This window comes from Mangrovibacter plantisponsor, assembly GCF_003182475.1.
Lineage (GTDB): Bacteria > Pseudomonadota > Gammaproteobacteria > Enterobacterales > Enterobacteriaceae > Mangrovibacter > Mangrovibacter plantisponsor.
In genome coordinates this window covers 34594-51078 of sequence record NZ_QGTS01000022.1, presented here as the reverse complement: position 1 = coordinate 51078, position 16485 = coordinate 34594, and the positions used below count along the sequence as shown (strand labels likewise).

Here is a 16485-nt window from a genome sequence, read left to right as displayed (position 1 = left end):
AACGATTAATTTATTAAGCCGCTGGCTAAGGCGCAATTGCTTTTGTTTTCAATGATCAATGATCTGAATCAAATTTGAATGAAATATATGCTTACATTTTGTGTATAAATATTATCCTGCAAGCCGCCGTTAATGATGACAAAACACAAAATACGGCAGCGATATTATGACTTCTTTTAAATACTGGGGATTAGGCGCGCGCTTGTCAGTAATGACAGCCGGTAGCGTCGCGGTACTCTTTTTCATTTTTACCGTATTTCTTGGGCGCCAGGCCAGCCAACAGCTGGAAGAACAGGCCCTGCAAGACATGAAAGCGCAGGTCACTGGCATTCACGATACGGCACAAATGTTTAACAGCAGCCTCAACAGTGAAGTGGCCAGCTTTACTCAGCTATTTGCCAGCTTTCTGCCCCAACCTCTTTCGGTTGACCCGCAACAAACCGCAGAAATAAGTGGGCACAAGGTGCCACTCCTGAAAGGCGGAGATATTCCGCTACACGAAAATAACCAGTTTTCCGATGACTTCCTGGCACGCAGTGGTGCAATTTCCACATTATTTGTTCGCTCGGGCGATGACTTTGTTCGGGTTGCAACATCTTTACGCAAAGAAGACGGCTCCCGGGCAATGGGCACACTCCTTGACCGTAACAGCCCTTCCTGGGCCAAAGTCAGTAAAGGTGAAGTCTATCGTGGTCTGGCGCTGTTGTTTGGCAAGCGCTATATCACCGAGTATCAGCCAGTAAAAGATGCCAGTGGGCAGACGATTGCCGTGTTGTTTGTTGGCGTCGATATCAGCGATGCCTGGCAGTTGATGCGCGAAAAAGTAATTTCCCGCCACATTGGGCAAAGCGGCCAGTTTTTTGTTCTGAGCAATGCACCCGGGAAAACCTGGGGGCAATATTTATTTGATGCCAAACGGGAAGGGAAAACGCCCAACTGGCCGGAAAATATCAGTAAAGAGGTGTTAAACCAGCCTTCCGGCTCGACTTCATGGCAATCACCTGAGAGTGGCAATACGGCTCTGGTCTGGACCACGTTACCTGACTGGAAATGGGTGATTGTCTCTGAGGTTAATAAAGACCAGTTGTTGAGTGATATTACCCGCATGCGTGATAGCTTCCTGGTCGCTGGCGCGGTACTGGTTGTTCTCTTTGCGCTGTTCTTTATCTGGCTGATACGCCGTTGGGTCAGCCAGCCGTTACAACAGGTTATCGGCCTGGCACACCTGTATGCTGGCGGAGACCTGCGCCAGTCGATTCACACACAACGCCATGATGAGATTGGCCAGTTAATAGAAGGGATCAATGGTATTGGCGATGGCCTGAATACCATAGTTCAGCAGGTACGCCAGACGGCCGAAGAAATCAGCCACAGCACAGACACACTGGCGACCGACAGTGATGAAATTGGTGAGCAAATTACCAAACAGGCCAGCAGTGTTGAAGAAACATCGGCCAGTATGGGGCAGCTTGCCACTACTGTTGCGCGAAACGCGGATAATATGGGAACAGCACAAGGGTTAGTTGAAGAGACAACGCAGGCAGTGCACAGCGGCGGTATCACGGTAAAACACGCGGTCACCACCATGGATGCAATTCGTGAAGCATCACAACGGATTGCGGATATCACCCATGTTATTGAGTCGATTGCTTTTCAGACCAATATTCTGGCACTGAACGCGGCGGTAGAAGCAGCTCGTGCCGGTGAACACGGCAAAGGGTTTGCCGTAGTCGCCCAGGAAGTCCGGGCGCTGGCCGCACGCAGTGCGAATGCCGTGAAAGAAATTGACCAGTTAATTGCAGACACACTGGAAAAGGTTAGCGAAGGCCATGTGTTGTCGCAACAAACCAGCCAGTCGATGGAGGATATTACCGGGCATATTGAGCACATCAACCAGTTAATTGCCACCATCAGCTCGGCTTCGCAGGAGCAGTCTGCCGGTATTGGCCAGGTTAATATAGCGATGACACAAATTGGCGAGTCCACACATATTAATGCCCGGCGCATTGCCCGCACGGAAGAAGTGGCCCACAGCCTGAGAAGCCAGGGCCACCACCTGACGGAATTAGTGAAGCTGTTCCATATAAAAGACAGCCATCACCCTGCGCCACCGGTCGCCCTGAGCAGGATATCAGAGAGTACCGGCTCATCAATTAAGTGATCGCCACGTGAGTCCAGCGCCATCTGGCACCAGGTTTCCGCAATACGTGGGGGCAAGTGGCGCAACATTTCAGCACCAGTGGCAAGGAGTGCTAACTGGCTGGTAATTTGCCGGCTGAATGCTTCGCCAGGCTTACGCAAATGCGCCTGTAATTGCCGCCAGGTGCGGTCGAAGTGGCGGCTCTGCCCTTTGACCTCAGCAAAATTCGCCTGCAATAAACTCACTACGCCCGGCTGTTTTTGTAATACACGCAGCACATCAAGGCACATAATATTCCCGGAGCCTTCCCAAATACTGTTCACTGGCATTTCCCGGTACAAACGGGGTAACTCGCTTTCTTCGCAATAACCAATGCCCCCCAGTACCTCCATGGCTTCAGCCACAAAGGGAATGCCTGACTTGCAGATATGGAACTTCGCTGCCGGGGTGAATAAGCGCGCCCACAATTGTTGATTTACATCACCCCGTTGCCCCAGCGCGCCCGCCAGGCGGAATAAAAAGGCCGTTTGCCCTTCGAGTTGTAACGCCATACGCCCCAGCACCTGACGCATTAATGGCTGATCCACCAGATGTTTGCCGAATACCTGGCGTTGATGCGCATGGTATAACGCGACGGCGAATGCTCTGCGCATCAGGCCATGGCTGCCCAGCGCGCAATCAAAACGCGTCATCGCCCCCATACGCAGGATATGGCGAACACCCTCGCCTTCCTCACCAATCAGCCAGCCATGGGCATCGAACAGTTCTGCTTCGCTACTGGCGTTGGAGCGGTTGCCAAGCTTATCTTTAAGGCGCGCCAGGCTTAAGGCATTACGCTCACCATCAGGCAACAGGCGGGGAACAAAGAAGCACGACAACCCGCCTCGCGCCTGTGCTAGTACCAGGTGCGCGTCACTCTGGGGAACAGAGAAAAACCATTTATGCCCTACCAGGCGGTAAGGCATGCCACACCCGGGCACTGTCTCTGGATCTGCTCTGGTGGTGTTGCTCATCACATCAGAACCACCCTGCTTTTCTGTCATGCCCATACCAATCAGCAGGCCTTTTTTCTGTGTCGCGGGTAACTGATGGGCATCGTAACGGTCGCTGAGCAATGATGGCAGCCAGTTGCGAAATTCTGCGGGTAGCGCCTGTTGTAATAATGGCGTTGCGGCAAAGGTCATGGTAACCGGGCACAAAGTTCCCGCTTCAACCTGAGCATGAAGAATAAAACGGGCAGCACGCGCAGCAAAAGCGCCAGGCTGAGGGTCTTTCAACCAGGGAAGGTTATGTACCCGGTTAGCAAACAGGCCCTGCATCAATAAATGCCAGGAAGGGTGAAAGCGCACTTCGTCAATGCGTTCTCCACGCGGATCATAACGGAGCAGTTCTGGTGGGTTGGCATTTGCCAGCCGCCCAAGTTCTAGTGACTCCGCCGAGCCAAGTTGCTGCCCGATACTGGCGAGTAACTCGCCATCCCAGCCAGCACCTTCGCGAATAACGGCATCGCGCAGTGCACTATCAGAGAGGAATAAATTACTGTTAATCAGTGGAGTGGGTTGATTAAAGACGGTATGAGTTTGCCAGCGCATGGTTTGTCTCCCTTTATGCCATTACATAAAGTATGGACTGCGCTGGCGGTTTATCACCGGGCAGAGTCACAAAGCGTGCGCCCTGACCGGATTCCGTTATTTACTGCGCTGGCGCACCGCTTCAAACAGGCACACACCTGTCGCCACAGACACGTTCAGGGAAGAAACTGTGCCTGCCATCGGGATGCTGATAAGCTCATCACAATGTTCACGGGTGAGACGGCGCATGCCTTCCCCTTCCGCGCCCATGACCAGTGCCATCGGGCCAGTCATTTTGCTTTGATACAGCGTATGGTCCGCCTCACCTGCCGTGCCGACAATCCAGACGTTTTCGTCTTTCAGTGACCGCAGAGTACGGGCAAGGTTAGTGACCCGAATCAGCGGCACATTTTCTGCGGCACCACAGGCCACTTTTTTGGCTGTCGCGTTAAGTTGCGCAGAACGGTCTTTCGGCACAATTACCGCATGGACCCCGGCGGCATCAGCACTACGCAGGCAGGCCCCCAGATTATGGGGATCCGTTACGCCATCCAGCACCAGTATGAACGGCTGTTCGTACTGAGCGATAAGGTCAGGCAGATCGTTTTCCTGGTACTGCCTGCCAGGCTTAACACGCGCAATGATCCCCTGGTGGACAGCGCCTTCGGACTTATCATCCAGCCACTGGCGATTCGCCATTTGGATAACTATCCCCAATGATTCAAGGGAATGAATCAGAGGTAACAGACGCTTGTCTTCGCGGCCTTTCAGGATAAACACTTCCTGAAAACGCTCCGGTGCTCTGTCCAGCAAGGCCTGCACGGCATGAATGCCGTAAATCATTTCACTCATGTATGGTACTCACTCTGGGCACAGTGCCCGGGTTACAGTCAAAAAACAAAACTCCGCCCGGTTGGACGGAGCCTGCTATTAGTTTACCAGCCGTAGGCTGCACTATTGCGCTTTTTTCTTCGCCGCACGCTTCGCTTTGGTTGCTTCCGCGATTTTACGTGTTTTTTCCGAAGGTTTTTTCGCTTTTTTATTTTTTGGTGCACGTGCCTTTTTCGGCTTTTCACTGCGGAATTCGCTGTCTGGCTCGAAATTCACACGTTTACCGCCCTGGCGCCGCCTTGGCGGCCGGGTGCTGGCTGCACTTTTTTTACTTTTCTCCCGTGCGGTTTTTCCGGCACCACGTACTTTGCGCTCGCTGGAGATCAACGCAAAATCGATTTTACGTTCATCCATGTTGACCCCTTCAACCCGGACTTCCACATGGTCCCCCAGGCGGTAAGTCTGCCCGCCGGATTCACCAATCAACCGCTGGCCTACCTGGTCGAAACGATAGTAGTCATTATCGAGTGATGAGACATGCACCAGGCCGTCGATAAACAAGTCATCAAGGCGCACAAAGAAACCGAAGCCGGTCACACTGGAAATCACGCCGCCGAAGGTTTGGCCCACCTGGTCCTGCATGAAGTCACATTTCAGCCAGTCTGCCACATCGCGAGTGGATTCGTCGGCACGGCGCTCAGCCATGGAACAATGCAGGCCAAGCTGAATCATCTCTTCCGTGCCGTAGTGCCAGCCACCACCCGGTGTGCTGGTGCCGGTCTCCCCGTTCTGGCGGGCGAGCAAATATTTGATTGCCCGGTGTAAAGACAAGTCCGGATAACGGCGAATTGGCGATGTGAAATGCGCATAAGATTGCAGCGCCAGGCCAAAGTGCCCACGGTTTTCTGGGTCGTACACGGCTTGTTTCATGGAACGCAGCAACATAGTTTGCAGCATTTCATGATCAGGCCGGTCTGCAATGGATGCCAACAATGCGGAGTAGTCTGCCGGTTCAGGTTTATCACCGCCTGGCAGGCTTAACCCCAGCTCCGCCAGCACTGAACGGAAAGAGGTAATAGCCTCTGTGCCTGGGCGGTCATGAATACGGAACAGTGCCGGTTCTTTGTTTTTCTCCACAAAACGGGCTGCAGAGATGTTCGCCAGAATCATGCACTCTTCAATCAGCTTGTGGGCGTCGTTGCGCTGAGTTTGTTCGATACGCTCAATGCGGCGTTCTGCGTTAAAGATAAATTTAGCTTCTTCGCTTTCAAACGAGATCCCACCACGCTCTGCACGTGCGCTGTCCAGAACCTTGTAGAGGTTATGCAGTTCTTCCAGGTGTTTCACTAACGGGCGGTAATGCTCACGCAGCTCTTCATCGCCTTGCAGAATATGCCACACCTTGGTGTAAGTCAGGCGCGCATGGGAGCTCATGACTGCTTCGTAGAACTGGAAGCCGCTCAACTTGCCTTTTGAAGAGATGGTCATTTCACAAACCATGCACAGGCGGTCAACTTGTGGGTTCAGCGAGCACAAGCCATTTGAGAGCACTTCCGGCAGCATTGGCACTACCTGGGAGGGGAAGTAAACCGATGTACCGCGGTTATGGGCTTCTTTATCCAGCGCGGTGTAAGGGCGAACATAGTAACTGACATCCGCAATCGCCACCCACAAACGCCAGCCGCCGCCGCGTTTTTTCTCACAATAAACGGCGTCATCAAAGTCGCGGGCATCTTCACCATCAATGGTGACCAGGGGTAAGTCGCGTAAATCGACACGCCCTGCTTTGGCAGATTCCGGCACTTGTTCTTTCAGCCCGGCAATCTGTTCTTCAACAGCCTGCGGCCAGACATAAGGAATTTCATGAGTACGCAGCGCGATATCCACTGCCATACCTGTGCCCATATTTTCACCGAGCACTTCAACAATTTTACCTATTGCTTTGGTGCGGCGGGTGGGGCGTTGGGTCAGTTCCACCACCACCATGAACCCCATGCGGGCACCCATGATCTCTTCCGGTGGAATAAGAATATCGAAGCTCAGGCGGCTGTCATCCGGAACAACAAACCCAACCCCTGCATCAATAAAATAGCGGCCAACAATTTGGCTGGTTTTCGGTACCAGAACCCGCACAATACGGGCTTCCCGGCGGCCACGACGATCTGCGCCGAGCGGCTGGGCCAGCACGACATCACCGTGGATGCAGGCTTTCATTTGTTCAGAAGACAGGTACAGATCATCTGCCCGGCCTTCAACCCGTAAGAAGCCATAACCATCGCGGTGGCCCATCACGGTGCCTTTCACCAGGTCAAGGCGCTCCGGTAAGGCGTAGCACTGGCGACGAGTGAAGACCAGTTGGCCGTCACGCTCCATAGCGCGCAGGCGGCGGCGCAATGCTTCCGTTTGCTCTTCGCCTTCAATTCCTAATGCTTTTGCCAGTTCTTCACGGTTAGCAGGTTTTTCCTGCTTTGACAGATGATCAAGAATGAACTCCCTGCTGGGAATAGGATTGGCATATTTTTCTGCTTCGCGTTCCTGGAAAGGATCTTGTGACATATCGGTTCCTCCGTTGTCATCCTCAGGCAGTTCAGGCATTTATTCCACCTGTAGTAATTGATAAAGCGGTGGGTTTGCATCCACCATTTCTGCCAGGGTGTGGTTATCAAGCTCCTGAAGAAAATGCTGCACACCTTGTGCCAGCACTTGCCTGAGCCTGCAAGCCGGGGTGATGTGGCAAAACTCACCGCTGCAATTAACCAGTTGCAACGGTTCAAGCGCCCGGACGACATCGCCAATACGAATGCTTTCAGCCGGTTTACCCAGGCGAATACCGCCATTTTTACCCCGAACAGCATCGACATAACCTGCCCGGCTAAGCTGGTTAATAATTTTGACCATATGATTACGCGACACACCATAAACCTGTGTCACTTCGGAGATACTGGTCATACGATCTTTTGGCAAAGCCGCCATATAAATCAGCGCGCGCAAGCCATAGTCAGTAAAACTTGTTAACTGCACATCAACCTCAGATAGCTGCACAAAGGGCTTACTCCCCTGGCAGGGGATTTGTATTGATGATAAACCAGCCACCAGCCAGGCCGCTAATTTATTTAGGAAAAGGTGCAAAAAAGGCAGGGTTTATCCTGTTTTTGATGTGTTTTTTGGCGTTTTGAACCCAACTGGAAATAACAGGGCAGAAAGGAGCCTTTCTGCCCGGAAGTGATTACGCGTCGTAAGGGTCGCGCAGGATCATGGTTTCAGTACGATCCGGACCGGTGGAGATGATATCTACCGGTACACCTGTCAGTTCTTCAATGCGTTGAATGTAGTTCAGTGCAGCCTGAGGCAACAGGCTGCGGTCTTTCACACCAAAGGTGCTTTGAGACCAGCCAGGCATAGATTCGTAAACAGGTTCAATACCTGCCCAGTCATCTGCAGCCATTGGCGTTACTGTTACTTCACGGCCATCTGGCATACGGTAAGCAACACACAGTTTCACTTCATCCAGACCATCCAGCACATCCAGTTTGGTCAGGCAGAAACCAGACAGGGAGTTGATCTGTACCGCACGGCGAACCGCCACGGTGTCCAGCCAGCCAGTACGGCGGCGGCGGCCAGTGGTTGCACCATATTCATTACCTTGTTTGCACAGGTATTCGCCGACATCATCGAACAGCTCTGTCGGGAACGGACCGGCGCCAACACGGGTAGAGTAAGCTTTGATAATACCCAGTACGTAATCAACGTAACGTGGGCCAAGGCCAGAACCCGTTGCCACGCCACCAGCAGTGGTGTTGGAAGAGGTGACATACGGATAAGTACCGTGGTCGATATCCAGCAACGTACCCTGAGCACCTTCAAACATGATGTGTTCACCACGCAGACGGGCTTTATCCAGCAAGTCAGAAACGTCAACCACCATGGCGGTCAGGATGTCGGCGATAGCCATGACATCATCCAGAACTTTCTGGTAATCAACCGCTTCAACTTTGTAGTAGTTCACTAACTGGAAGTTGTGATATTCCATCACTTCTTTCAGTTTTTCAGCGAAGACTGCTTTATCGAACAGGTCGCCCACACGCAGACCACGGCGAGCTACTTTATCTTCATAAGCAGGGCCGATACCACGCCCGGTAGTACCAATAGCTTTCGCGCCACGTGCTTTTTCACGCGCGTTATCCAGCGCCACATGGTAATCCAGGATCAGCGGGCAAGCTTCAGACAACAACAGACGTTCACGTACCGGAACACCACGGTCTTCCAGTTCTTTCATCTCTTTCATCAACGCGGAAGGAGACAACACTACGCCGTTGCCGATAATGCTAACGACATTTTCGCGAAGAATACCTGAAGGAATAAGATGCAGAACGGTTTTTTCACCGTTGATTACGAGAGTATGACCTGCGTTGTGACCGCCCTGATAGCGTACAACATATTTTGCTCGTTCGGTCAGGAGATCGACGATCTTCCCTTTACCTTCGTCACCCCATTGGGTGCCCAGTACGACGACGTTGTTACCCATTTTTCAAAATCACCGTTTGCTTAAAAATGGATTCTACCACCGGATCCCCCGATGTTCAGCCCTTTTTATATACAGATTTTGAGTTTTTTGCCGGTTTTCTGCTCAGTTAATCGTTTTCGTCAACATGTAGTAGACAACGATGCCGGCAACCACAAGACCGCCCCCAAAACGGCGTAACAAATGGTCAGGCAATTGCGACAGGCTCTGTACCATTTTGCGCCAGGCACTGGGATATATCATTGGACCAATCCCTTCCAGCACTAATACCAGTGCGACTGCCATCCAAATTGTTGTGTTCATTTTTTATTTTCCACGGACAAAAAAAGAGCCGGAATAAACCGGCTCTTTAACAAAGAATGTTCGCTATCTTAGCGTGAATTACCTGTTGGTGTCTTCATGTAGCGGAAGAAGTCACTGTCCGGGCTCATCACCATGACATCGTTGCCGCCAAAGCTGCTTTGATACGCTTTGAGGCTACGAATAAAGGCGAAGAAATCCGGGTCTTTGCCGAATGCGTCAGCAAACAGTTTCGCTGCCTGTGCATCCCCTTCCCCGCGTTCAATCAGTGCCTGGCGTTGTGCTTCAGCCAGAGTGCGCGTCACTTCATAGTCAGCAGCGGCACGCAATTTCTCTGCTTCTTCCTGGCCCTGAGAGCGGTGGCGACGGGCAACGGCTTCACGCTCAGCACGCATACGGTTGTAAATCGCTTCAGAGACTTCTGCTGGCAGGTTGATTTGCTTGATGCGGACATCAACCACTTCAATCCCCAGCGCCGCCATACTGTTCGGGTTCACCGCAGCAACTTTACCATTCGTTTCCTGCTCCACACGGGCTGCCGCCGTTGCAATAGCATCGTCAGCTGCTGGTGTGGCCACTTCATCGTCGGAACCGGCAGAACCGGAGTTCAGCGCATCACGCACTTCCAGCGTTAAACGCCCACGGGAATCCGTCACGATGTCTTTTACATCCAAACGACCAATTTCAGAACGCAGACGGTCACTGAACTTACGTTTTAACAACACTTCGGCCTGAGAAACATCCCCACCACCTGTTGCCAGGTAGTAGCGGCTGAAATCACTGATCCGCCATTTAATATAGGAATCAACAATCAGGTCTTTTTTCTCTTTGGTAACGAAGCGGTCTGCCTGGTTATCCATAGTCTGGATACGTGCATCCAGCGTTTTCACGGTAGTGATAAACGGCAGTTTAAAGTGCAGACCCGGTTCGAACACCTCAGGGATGTTGTCGTTGTTACGCAACACTTTACCAAAGCGCAGGACAATGCCACGCTCGCCTTCTTTCACCGTGAACAGCGAGGTGTACATAACAACCAGCACAACAATAATAATTCCAATCAACGATTTACGCATTGTTACTCCCCTCCACGGCGCTGGTAGTCGTTACGCTGCGCATCCGCACGGCGCTGGTCCATGATATCGCCCTGGCTGGATGACGATTTGCTGGCAGCACTGCCGCCGGAGCCAGAAACAGGCGGAAGATGTAACAATTGACTGGTGCTACTGCTGCTTTCCGGCTTTGCATCAGAAGAGGATGCCCCCTTCATCAATTGGTCAAGCGGCAACACCATCAGTTTATTGCCATTATCGTTTACCAGTACTTTGCGTGTGTGGCTCAGCACTTTTTCCATGGTTTCGATATACAAACGCTCGCGGGTAATTTCCGGGGCGGCTTTGTATTGCGGCAGCAATTCTGCAAAGCGAGCTACTTCACCCTGCGCTTCCAGAACTGTCTGCGCTTTATAAGCACGGGCTTCTTCCAGAATACGCTGTGCCTGACCATTCGCTCGCGGCTGAACTTCATTCGCATAAGCTTCTGCTTCACGAATGTATTGCTGTTCGTTCTCACGCGCGGCAATCGCATCATCAAACGCGGCTTTTACTTCTTCTGGCGGACGCGCCGTCTGGAAGTTCACATCCAGCAGCGTAATCCCCATGTTATAAGGCCTGATGGTTTCTTCCAGTTCGCGCTGGGTATCGGCACGAATCAGTGTACGGCCTTCTGTCAGAATTTTATCCATCGTGTATTTGCCGATAACACCGCGCAGTGCGCTATCTGTCGCCTGGCGCAGGCTGTCATCCGGGCTGGTCACACTGAACAAATATTTTTCAGGGTCGGTTACCCGGTACTGCACGTTCATTTCTACGCGCACGACGTTTTCATCGGCTGTCAGCATGATGCCGGACGCTGCCAGCTCGCGTACTGATTCCACGTTAACCGGCCGGACTTCATCAATGAAAGTCGGCTTCCAGTTCAGGCCCGGCTCCACCAGATGGCTGAATTTCCCGAAGCGGGTAACAACCCCACGTTCCGCTTCTTTGATGGTATAGAAACCGCTGGCGGCCCAAATTATCACGGCAGCTGCGACAACAATACCAACGATGCGCCCGCCCACAGGGCTACGCGAACCTTGCGGTGTATTATTGCCTGAGCCACTACCGCCGCCAAACCCACCGAGCTTTTTACTCAGTTTACGGAAGATATCATCCAGATCAGGTGGCCCCTGATCCCGCCCTCCTTTGCTTCCCCCAGAGTTGCCGCCTTGATTATTGCTGCTGCCCCACGGGTCGCGGTCCTGTCCGTTATTACCGGGCTGATTCCACGCCATGTTTATGCTCCATACTTGTTATGCGGTGATATCCCCCGCAGGGGAAGTGTCTTCAGGGCATACCTGCATCAGGTGATGTAATCCACCAACGCAGGTTCTTGTTTACAAAGGCGACGCCAGTCAACCACAGGCAAACGCACCTGCAGGCCCATGCTGCCATCGTCCTCCATCCACTCTTTTTCTATCGCCTGAAGCTGATAAAACCGGCTTCTCAAACGCCCGGCCTGAGGAGGTAAACGTAACGTATGCAACGCAATCTCCCCGGATAAACGTTCCGTTAAAGCCTGGAAAAGCAGTGGTATACCTTCTCCTGTCTGCGCAGAAAGCCAGACACGAACTGGTACATTATTTTCATCCCTGTCGATACGTGGCGCAAAACCGTCCAGGCAGTCGATTTTGTTCATCACCAGCAGCGTAGGGATTTCCAGTGCATCAATTTCATCAAGTACCGCATTTACGGCATCGATGTTCTCCTGCACCCTGACATCTGATGCATCAATAACATGCAGTAACAGTGTTGCCTGGCGCGTTTCCTGCAATGTGGCTTTAAACGCCGCCACCAGGTCATGCGGTAAATGACGAATAAACCCAACGGTATCCGCCAGCACAGTTTCACCCACATCCGCCACATCAATACGGCGCAAGGTAGGATCGAGTGTTGCGAAGAGCTGATCGGCTGCATAAACTTCCGCAGTCGTCAGGCTGTTGAATAGTGTGGATTTCCCGGCGTTGGTATACCCCACCAGCGAAACGGTGGGAACATCCGCACGGGTTCGTGCCCGCCGGCCTTGTTCACGTTGTTTCTCAACACGTTCAAGGCGCGATAAAATTTGGGATATGCGGTTACGCAACAAACGGCGGTCCGTTTCCAGCTGCGTTTCACCCGGGCCACGCAGGCCTATCCCCCCTTTTTGGCGTTCAAGGTGGGTCCAGCCACGTACCAGACGGGTAGCAAGGTGACGCAACTGCGCCAGTTCCACCTGCAATTTCCCTTCATGTGTACGCGCCCGCTGGGCAAATATATCCAGAATGAGTCCGGTCCTGTCGATAACCCGACATTCGCATAAACGCTCAAGATTACGTTCCTGAGCAGGGCTTAATGCATGGTCGAAAAGAACAACTGATGCCCCAGTGGCTTTCACTGCATCAGCAATCTCTTCGGCCTTACCTTCACCAACAAAGTACTTCGGGTGCGGCGCCTTACGGGTACCAGTAATCACCTGCAAAGCGTCGACACCAGCGGAAGAAACCAGAGATTCAAACTCCTGGAGATCTTCCATGTCTTTGTCTTGCGAAAAATAGATGTGTACCAGTACCGCCTGCTCACCGGCGTCATAACGGTCAAACAAGCGTAAAACCTCTCAAAATACCAGCGGGGAACACAGATAACCTGGTTCCCCGGCGTGGATTAACAGCCAGCAACTTATTCAGCGCTGTCGCTGTCCTGTTGTGATCCTGCGCCTTGCGCATTACCACCGTGATGGAAATTACTATTGCTACCCGTAGCGCCCGGATTGTTGTGATGAGAAACAGGGCGGGACGGAACAACAGTAGAAATCGCGTGCTTATAAACCATTTGGCTGACTGTGTTTTTCAACAGAATCACAAACTGGTCAAAAGACTCAATCTGACCTTGCAGCTTAATACCATTCACCAAATAAATAGAAACTGGAACACGTTCCCGACGCAATGCGTTCAGAAACGGATCTTGCAAAGATTGCCCCTTAGCCATTCTATCTTTTCCTTATATGCTTGTTGTTTGTACTAAAGAACCCTCAGGCTCATAAAAAGACGTAAAATCTCGCGCACGATGCGGTTCAATTGTACACATTCAGTCAGCCTTCGCACCAACTACCTGTAATACTTCATTGCAGGCTTGTTCAGGGTTATCACTGTCAAGCCAGTGAACACCTTCCCACCCCCGCAACCAGGTCATTTGACGCTTGGCCAACTGCCTCGTGGCGCAAATACCGCGATAAACCATTTCGTCCCTGGTGTACTCCCCCGCCAGATAAGACCACATCTGGCGATACCCCACACAACGAATGGAAGGCATGTCCGTATGCAAATCGCCGCGGGCAAAAAGCGCCCGCACTTCTGCTTCAAATCCCGAAGCCAACATCTGATGAAACCGCTGCTCAATACGCTGATGGAGCAGTTCACGGCTCGCCGGGGCGATGGCGAACTGATGCACCTGATAAGGCAGAGCTTCCCCTGACGTTTGCGTCAACTCAGTTAAAGTTTTACCCGAAATAAAAAAAACTTCCAGTGCCCGGGAAAGTCTTTGAGGATCATTCGGATGAATACGCCCGGAAGAAACAGGATCTATTGCCTGTAATTGCCTGTGTAAAGCATCCCATCCTTGTGCCTGTGCTTGCTGCTCAATCTGTGCTCTTATTGCCGCATCAGCGGAAGGCAAAGGTGACAGCCCTTCCAGTAATGCTTTGAAATAAAGCATAGTTCCACCAACCAACAACGGAATTTTCCCGGAAGCGGTGATGGATTCCATTTCAGCCAAAGCATCGCGGCGAAAATCTGCTGCGGAATACGCCTCAGAAGGATCCCGAATATCCAACAACCGGTGAGGTGCCTGTGCCAGTTCTTGAGCATCCGGTTTTGCCGTACCGACATCCATTCCCTTATATATCAGGGCAGAGTCAACACTAATCAACTCTACGGGTAAAAAACGCCGTAATGTGATTGCCAGTGCGGTTTTACCGGAGGCGGTTGGCCCCATCAAAAAAATTGCCTTTGGCAGGTTTTGCTTACTCACTTCAGTCATGTTTCAGAGCGCTTATCGCCGGTTTCAAATCAATAGGTTGCAACAGACCACCTGGCGGGGACATTACCAACTGTGGGCAAAGGCGCTCCAGTTCTGTCAGGAGAGTAATCGCCTGAGAAAGGGACCACTCATGGGGTTCACTTTCCAGCTTTCCTGCCAGCCAGTGCGCAATTTGCGCTGCATCACATTCTTTTTGTCCGGCCAGGTAGCCTATCAGGTCAGGAATCAAGTTTTGTAAATTTTGTTGCCTCAAGGGTAAAGGCACTGCGCGCACAGTCACAAATTGCGCGTCAATATCTAAGATTATCCCTAAATTTTGTAGTGTTTCTTGCTGCTGTTTCAGGGTTGCCCGTTCCCCGGCATCCAGTTTCAGCCGTACCGGTATCAACAAGGGTTGTGCGCAGGCTTTTTCCTGCCCCGGCATAAGCTGCGCACGCCGTAACCAGCGCTGTGCGACAGGCAATGCCATCAGGCAGATACCTGAGCGCCGCTCAAGCAGCACCATATCCGGGGCGACCACTGCCAGTGCACGCCCCAGGCTTTGCTCACGAGCAGACAATATGTGGTCCCCGGCCGCTGCCTCAGCGGGTTGTTCAGTTGCCGCAAGCGCCTGTGGCGTCTCCAGCAGTTTTTGGTATAACGCACCTTGTTTTTTCTGGTAGCCCGGCACAGCATTAGGCCAGCTATTGTGCGCGGCCTGCCCGCCAGAACCAGAATGGCCAGTATCCGAAGCAGACCTGCCGCCGGAAGACCCAGCTCCGCCGGAATAGTGCTCAGCACCGGATAAACGCGCAGAAGATGTTCCCCCGGACGGGCGTTCACTGAATTGCGGTGCGGTGTAATGTTTATCAGGGGGTTCGTGCAGCGAAGCTGCCCGGTTTTCCGGGGCCGAAGGGCTGCGGGTAAACTGATTTTCCCCGGCGGCGGTGCGGTTCTCCGGCTGCCATGCACTGGCCGCAGGGGCATCTGCAAGCGCGCCGTTTAACCCTAATGGGTTTTCCTGATATTGCTGGAAGACACTCAATACGCCCTGATAAATAAAATCATGTACCAGCCGCGACTGGTGAAAGCGCACTTCATGTTTCGCCGGGTGAACATTTACATCTACCTGATGTGGGTCAACGGTGAGATACAGGACATAAGCCGGTAACTGGTCCTGCCCCAGGCGGTCTTCGCAGGCCTGGCGAATGGCATGATTAATCAATTTATCACGCATCATTCGGCCATTAACGTAGCTGTACTGAATATCAGCATTTGCCGGGTGGTGGCTGTCTGGTGCCACCACCCAGCCCTTCAGCCCTAAATCACCGTGCTGCCATTCAATCGCCAGCGCGTGTTCCATAAATGCAGTGCCACAAATGGCGCCCAGGCGGCGCTCTTCTTGTGAGCCCTCTTTCACCGCCCGGTACTGGCGAACCATTTTGCCGTTATGGGACAAATTAATGGTGACATCAAAGCGGGCCAGCGCGATACGGCGAATGATTTCATCAATATGAGCAAATTCGGTTTTTTCTGTGCGCATAAACTTGCGCCGTGCCGGGGTGTTATAAAACAAATCCAGCACTTCCAGCGTGGTGCCCTGAGGGTGAGCTGCGGGTTTGACTGTGACTGCCATCTCGCGCCCTTCCGCATAAGCCTGCCAGGCTTCCTGCTGGTCTGCTGTACGGGAAGTCAGGGTTAACCGGGAAACGGAGCTGATACTGGCAAGCGCTTCACCACGAAAGCCAAGGCTCATGATGGCTTCCAGGTCGTCCAGCGAGGCTATTTTACTGGTTGCATGGCGCGATAAAGCCAGCGCCAGCTCATCTTTGCCAATGCCGCTACCGTTATCACGTATGCGAATCAACTTTGCGCCACCGCGTTCAATATCAATATCAATACGCGTTGCACCCGCATCCAGGCTATTTTCAACCAGCTCTTTCACGACCGATGCCGGGCGCTCAACCACCTCGCCAGCGGCTATCTGGTTTGCCAGTTGTGGTGGTAGTACCTGAATCGGCATGGCCTCTC

13 protein-coding genes are annotated in these 16485 nt (G+C 52.4%); 1 reads left to right on the top strand and 12 read right to left on the bottom strand.

Going from position 1 to position 16485, the window contains the following annotated elements:
- The first annotated feature begins 163 nt into the window (after positions 1-163).
- Positions 164-2161 carry a methyl-accepting chemotaxis protein gene (locus DES37_RS23665; protein WP_110028085.1) on the top strand — a complete coding sequence of 666 codons (1998 nt, stop codon included), beginning with the start codon at positions 164-166 and terminating at the stop codon, positions 2159-2161.
- Here the strand turns inward: DES37_RS23665 and DES37_RS23660 are convergent.
- From DES37_RS23660 to mutL, 12 genes are all read right to left on the bottom strand, one after another.
- Positions 2098-3732, bottom strand: coding sequence for an isovaleryl-CoA dehydrogenase (locus tag DES37_RS23660; protein ID WP_110028084.1), 1635 nt, complete (start codon positions 3730-3732; stop codon positions 2098-2100). The genes DES37_RS23665 and DES37_RS23660 overlap by 64 nt on opposite strands.
- A 96-nt stretch (positions 3733-3828) precedes the next feature.
- Positions 3829-4563: a 23S rRNA (guanosine(2251)-2'-O)-methyltransferase RlmB gene (rlmB, locus tag DES37_RS23655; protein ID WP_110028083.1), complete on the bottom strand. Its 735-nt coding sequence runs from the start codon at positions 4561-4563 to the stop codon at positions 3829-3831.
- A gap of 102 nt (positions 4564-4665) precedes the next feature.
- A complete protein-coding gene (gene rnr, locus DES37_RS23650) occupies positions 4666-7098 on the bottom strand; it encodes a ribonuclease R (protein ID WP_110028098.1) in 2433 nt (810 codons plus the stop codon).
- A gap of 39 nt (positions 7099-7137) precedes the next feature.
- On the bottom strand, positions 7138-7563 hold the full coding sequence (gene nsrR, locus DES37_RS23645) for a nitric oxide-sensing transcriptional repressor NsrR (RefSeq protein ID WP_036103511.1): 426 nt from the start codon (positions 7561-7563) through the stop codon (positions 7138-7140).
- 205 nt (positions 7564-7768) lie between these two features.
- The gene (purA, locus tag DES37_RS23640; RefSeq protein ID WP_064598259.1) at positions 7769-9067 is read right to left on the bottom strand and encodes an adenylosuccinate synthase; all 1299 of its coding nucleotides are present in this window, start codon (positions 9065-9067) and stop codon (positions 7769-7771) included.
- A 102-nt stretch (positions 9068-9169) separates the two neighbouring features.
- Positions 9170-9367, bottom strand: a complete 198-nt coding sequence (locus tag DES37_RS23635; RefSeq protein WP_036103127.1) for a DUF2065 domain-containing protein — start codon at positions 9365-9367, stop codon at positions 9170-9172.
- Positions 9368-9435: 68 nt separating this feature from the next.
- Positions 9436-10437 carry a protease modulator HflC gene (gene hflC, locus DES37_RS23630; protein ID WP_036103129.1) on the bottom strand — a complete coding sequence of 334 codons (1002 nt, stop codon included), beginning with the start codon at positions 10435-10437 and terminating at the stop codon, positions 9436-9438.
- A gap of 2 nt (positions 10438-10439) precedes the next feature.
- Positions 10440-11693, bottom strand: a complete 1254-nt coding sequence (gene hflK, locus DES37_RS23625; protein WP_036103131.1) for an FtsH protease activity modulator HflK — start codon at positions 11691-11693, stop codon at positions 10440-10442.
- A gap of 68 nt (positions 11694-11761) precedes the next feature.
- Positions 11762-13042 (bottom strand): ribosome rescue GTPase HflX, encoded by a 1281-nt coding sequence (gene hflX, locus DES37_RS23620; RefSeq protein WP_036103133.1) that lies wholly within the window; start codon positions 13040-13042, stop codon positions 11762-11764.
- A gap of 74 nt (positions 13043-13116) precedes the next feature.
- Complete coding sequence (gene hfq / locus DES37_RS23615) at positions 13117-13425, bottom strand: RNA chaperone Hfq (protein WP_036103134.1); 309 nt, start codon at positions 13423-13425, stop codon at positions 13117-13119.
- 99 nt (positions 13426-13524) lie between these two features.
- Positions 13525-14475, bottom strand: a complete 951-nt coding sequence (miaA, locus tag DES37_RS23610; RefSeq protein ID WP_110028082.1) for a tRNA (adenosine(37)-N6)-dimethylallyltransferase MiaA — start codon at positions 14473-14475, stop codon at positions 13525-13527.
- Complete coding sequence (gene mutL, locus DES37_RS23605; protein ID WP_110028081.1) at positions 14468-16477, bottom strand: DNA mismatch repair endonuclease MutL; 2010 nt, start codon at positions 16475-16477, stop codon at positions 14468-14470. The genes miaA and mutL overlap by 8 nt, the downstream gene beginning before the upstream one ends.
- Between the last annotated feature and the right edge of the window lie 8 nt (positions 16478-16485).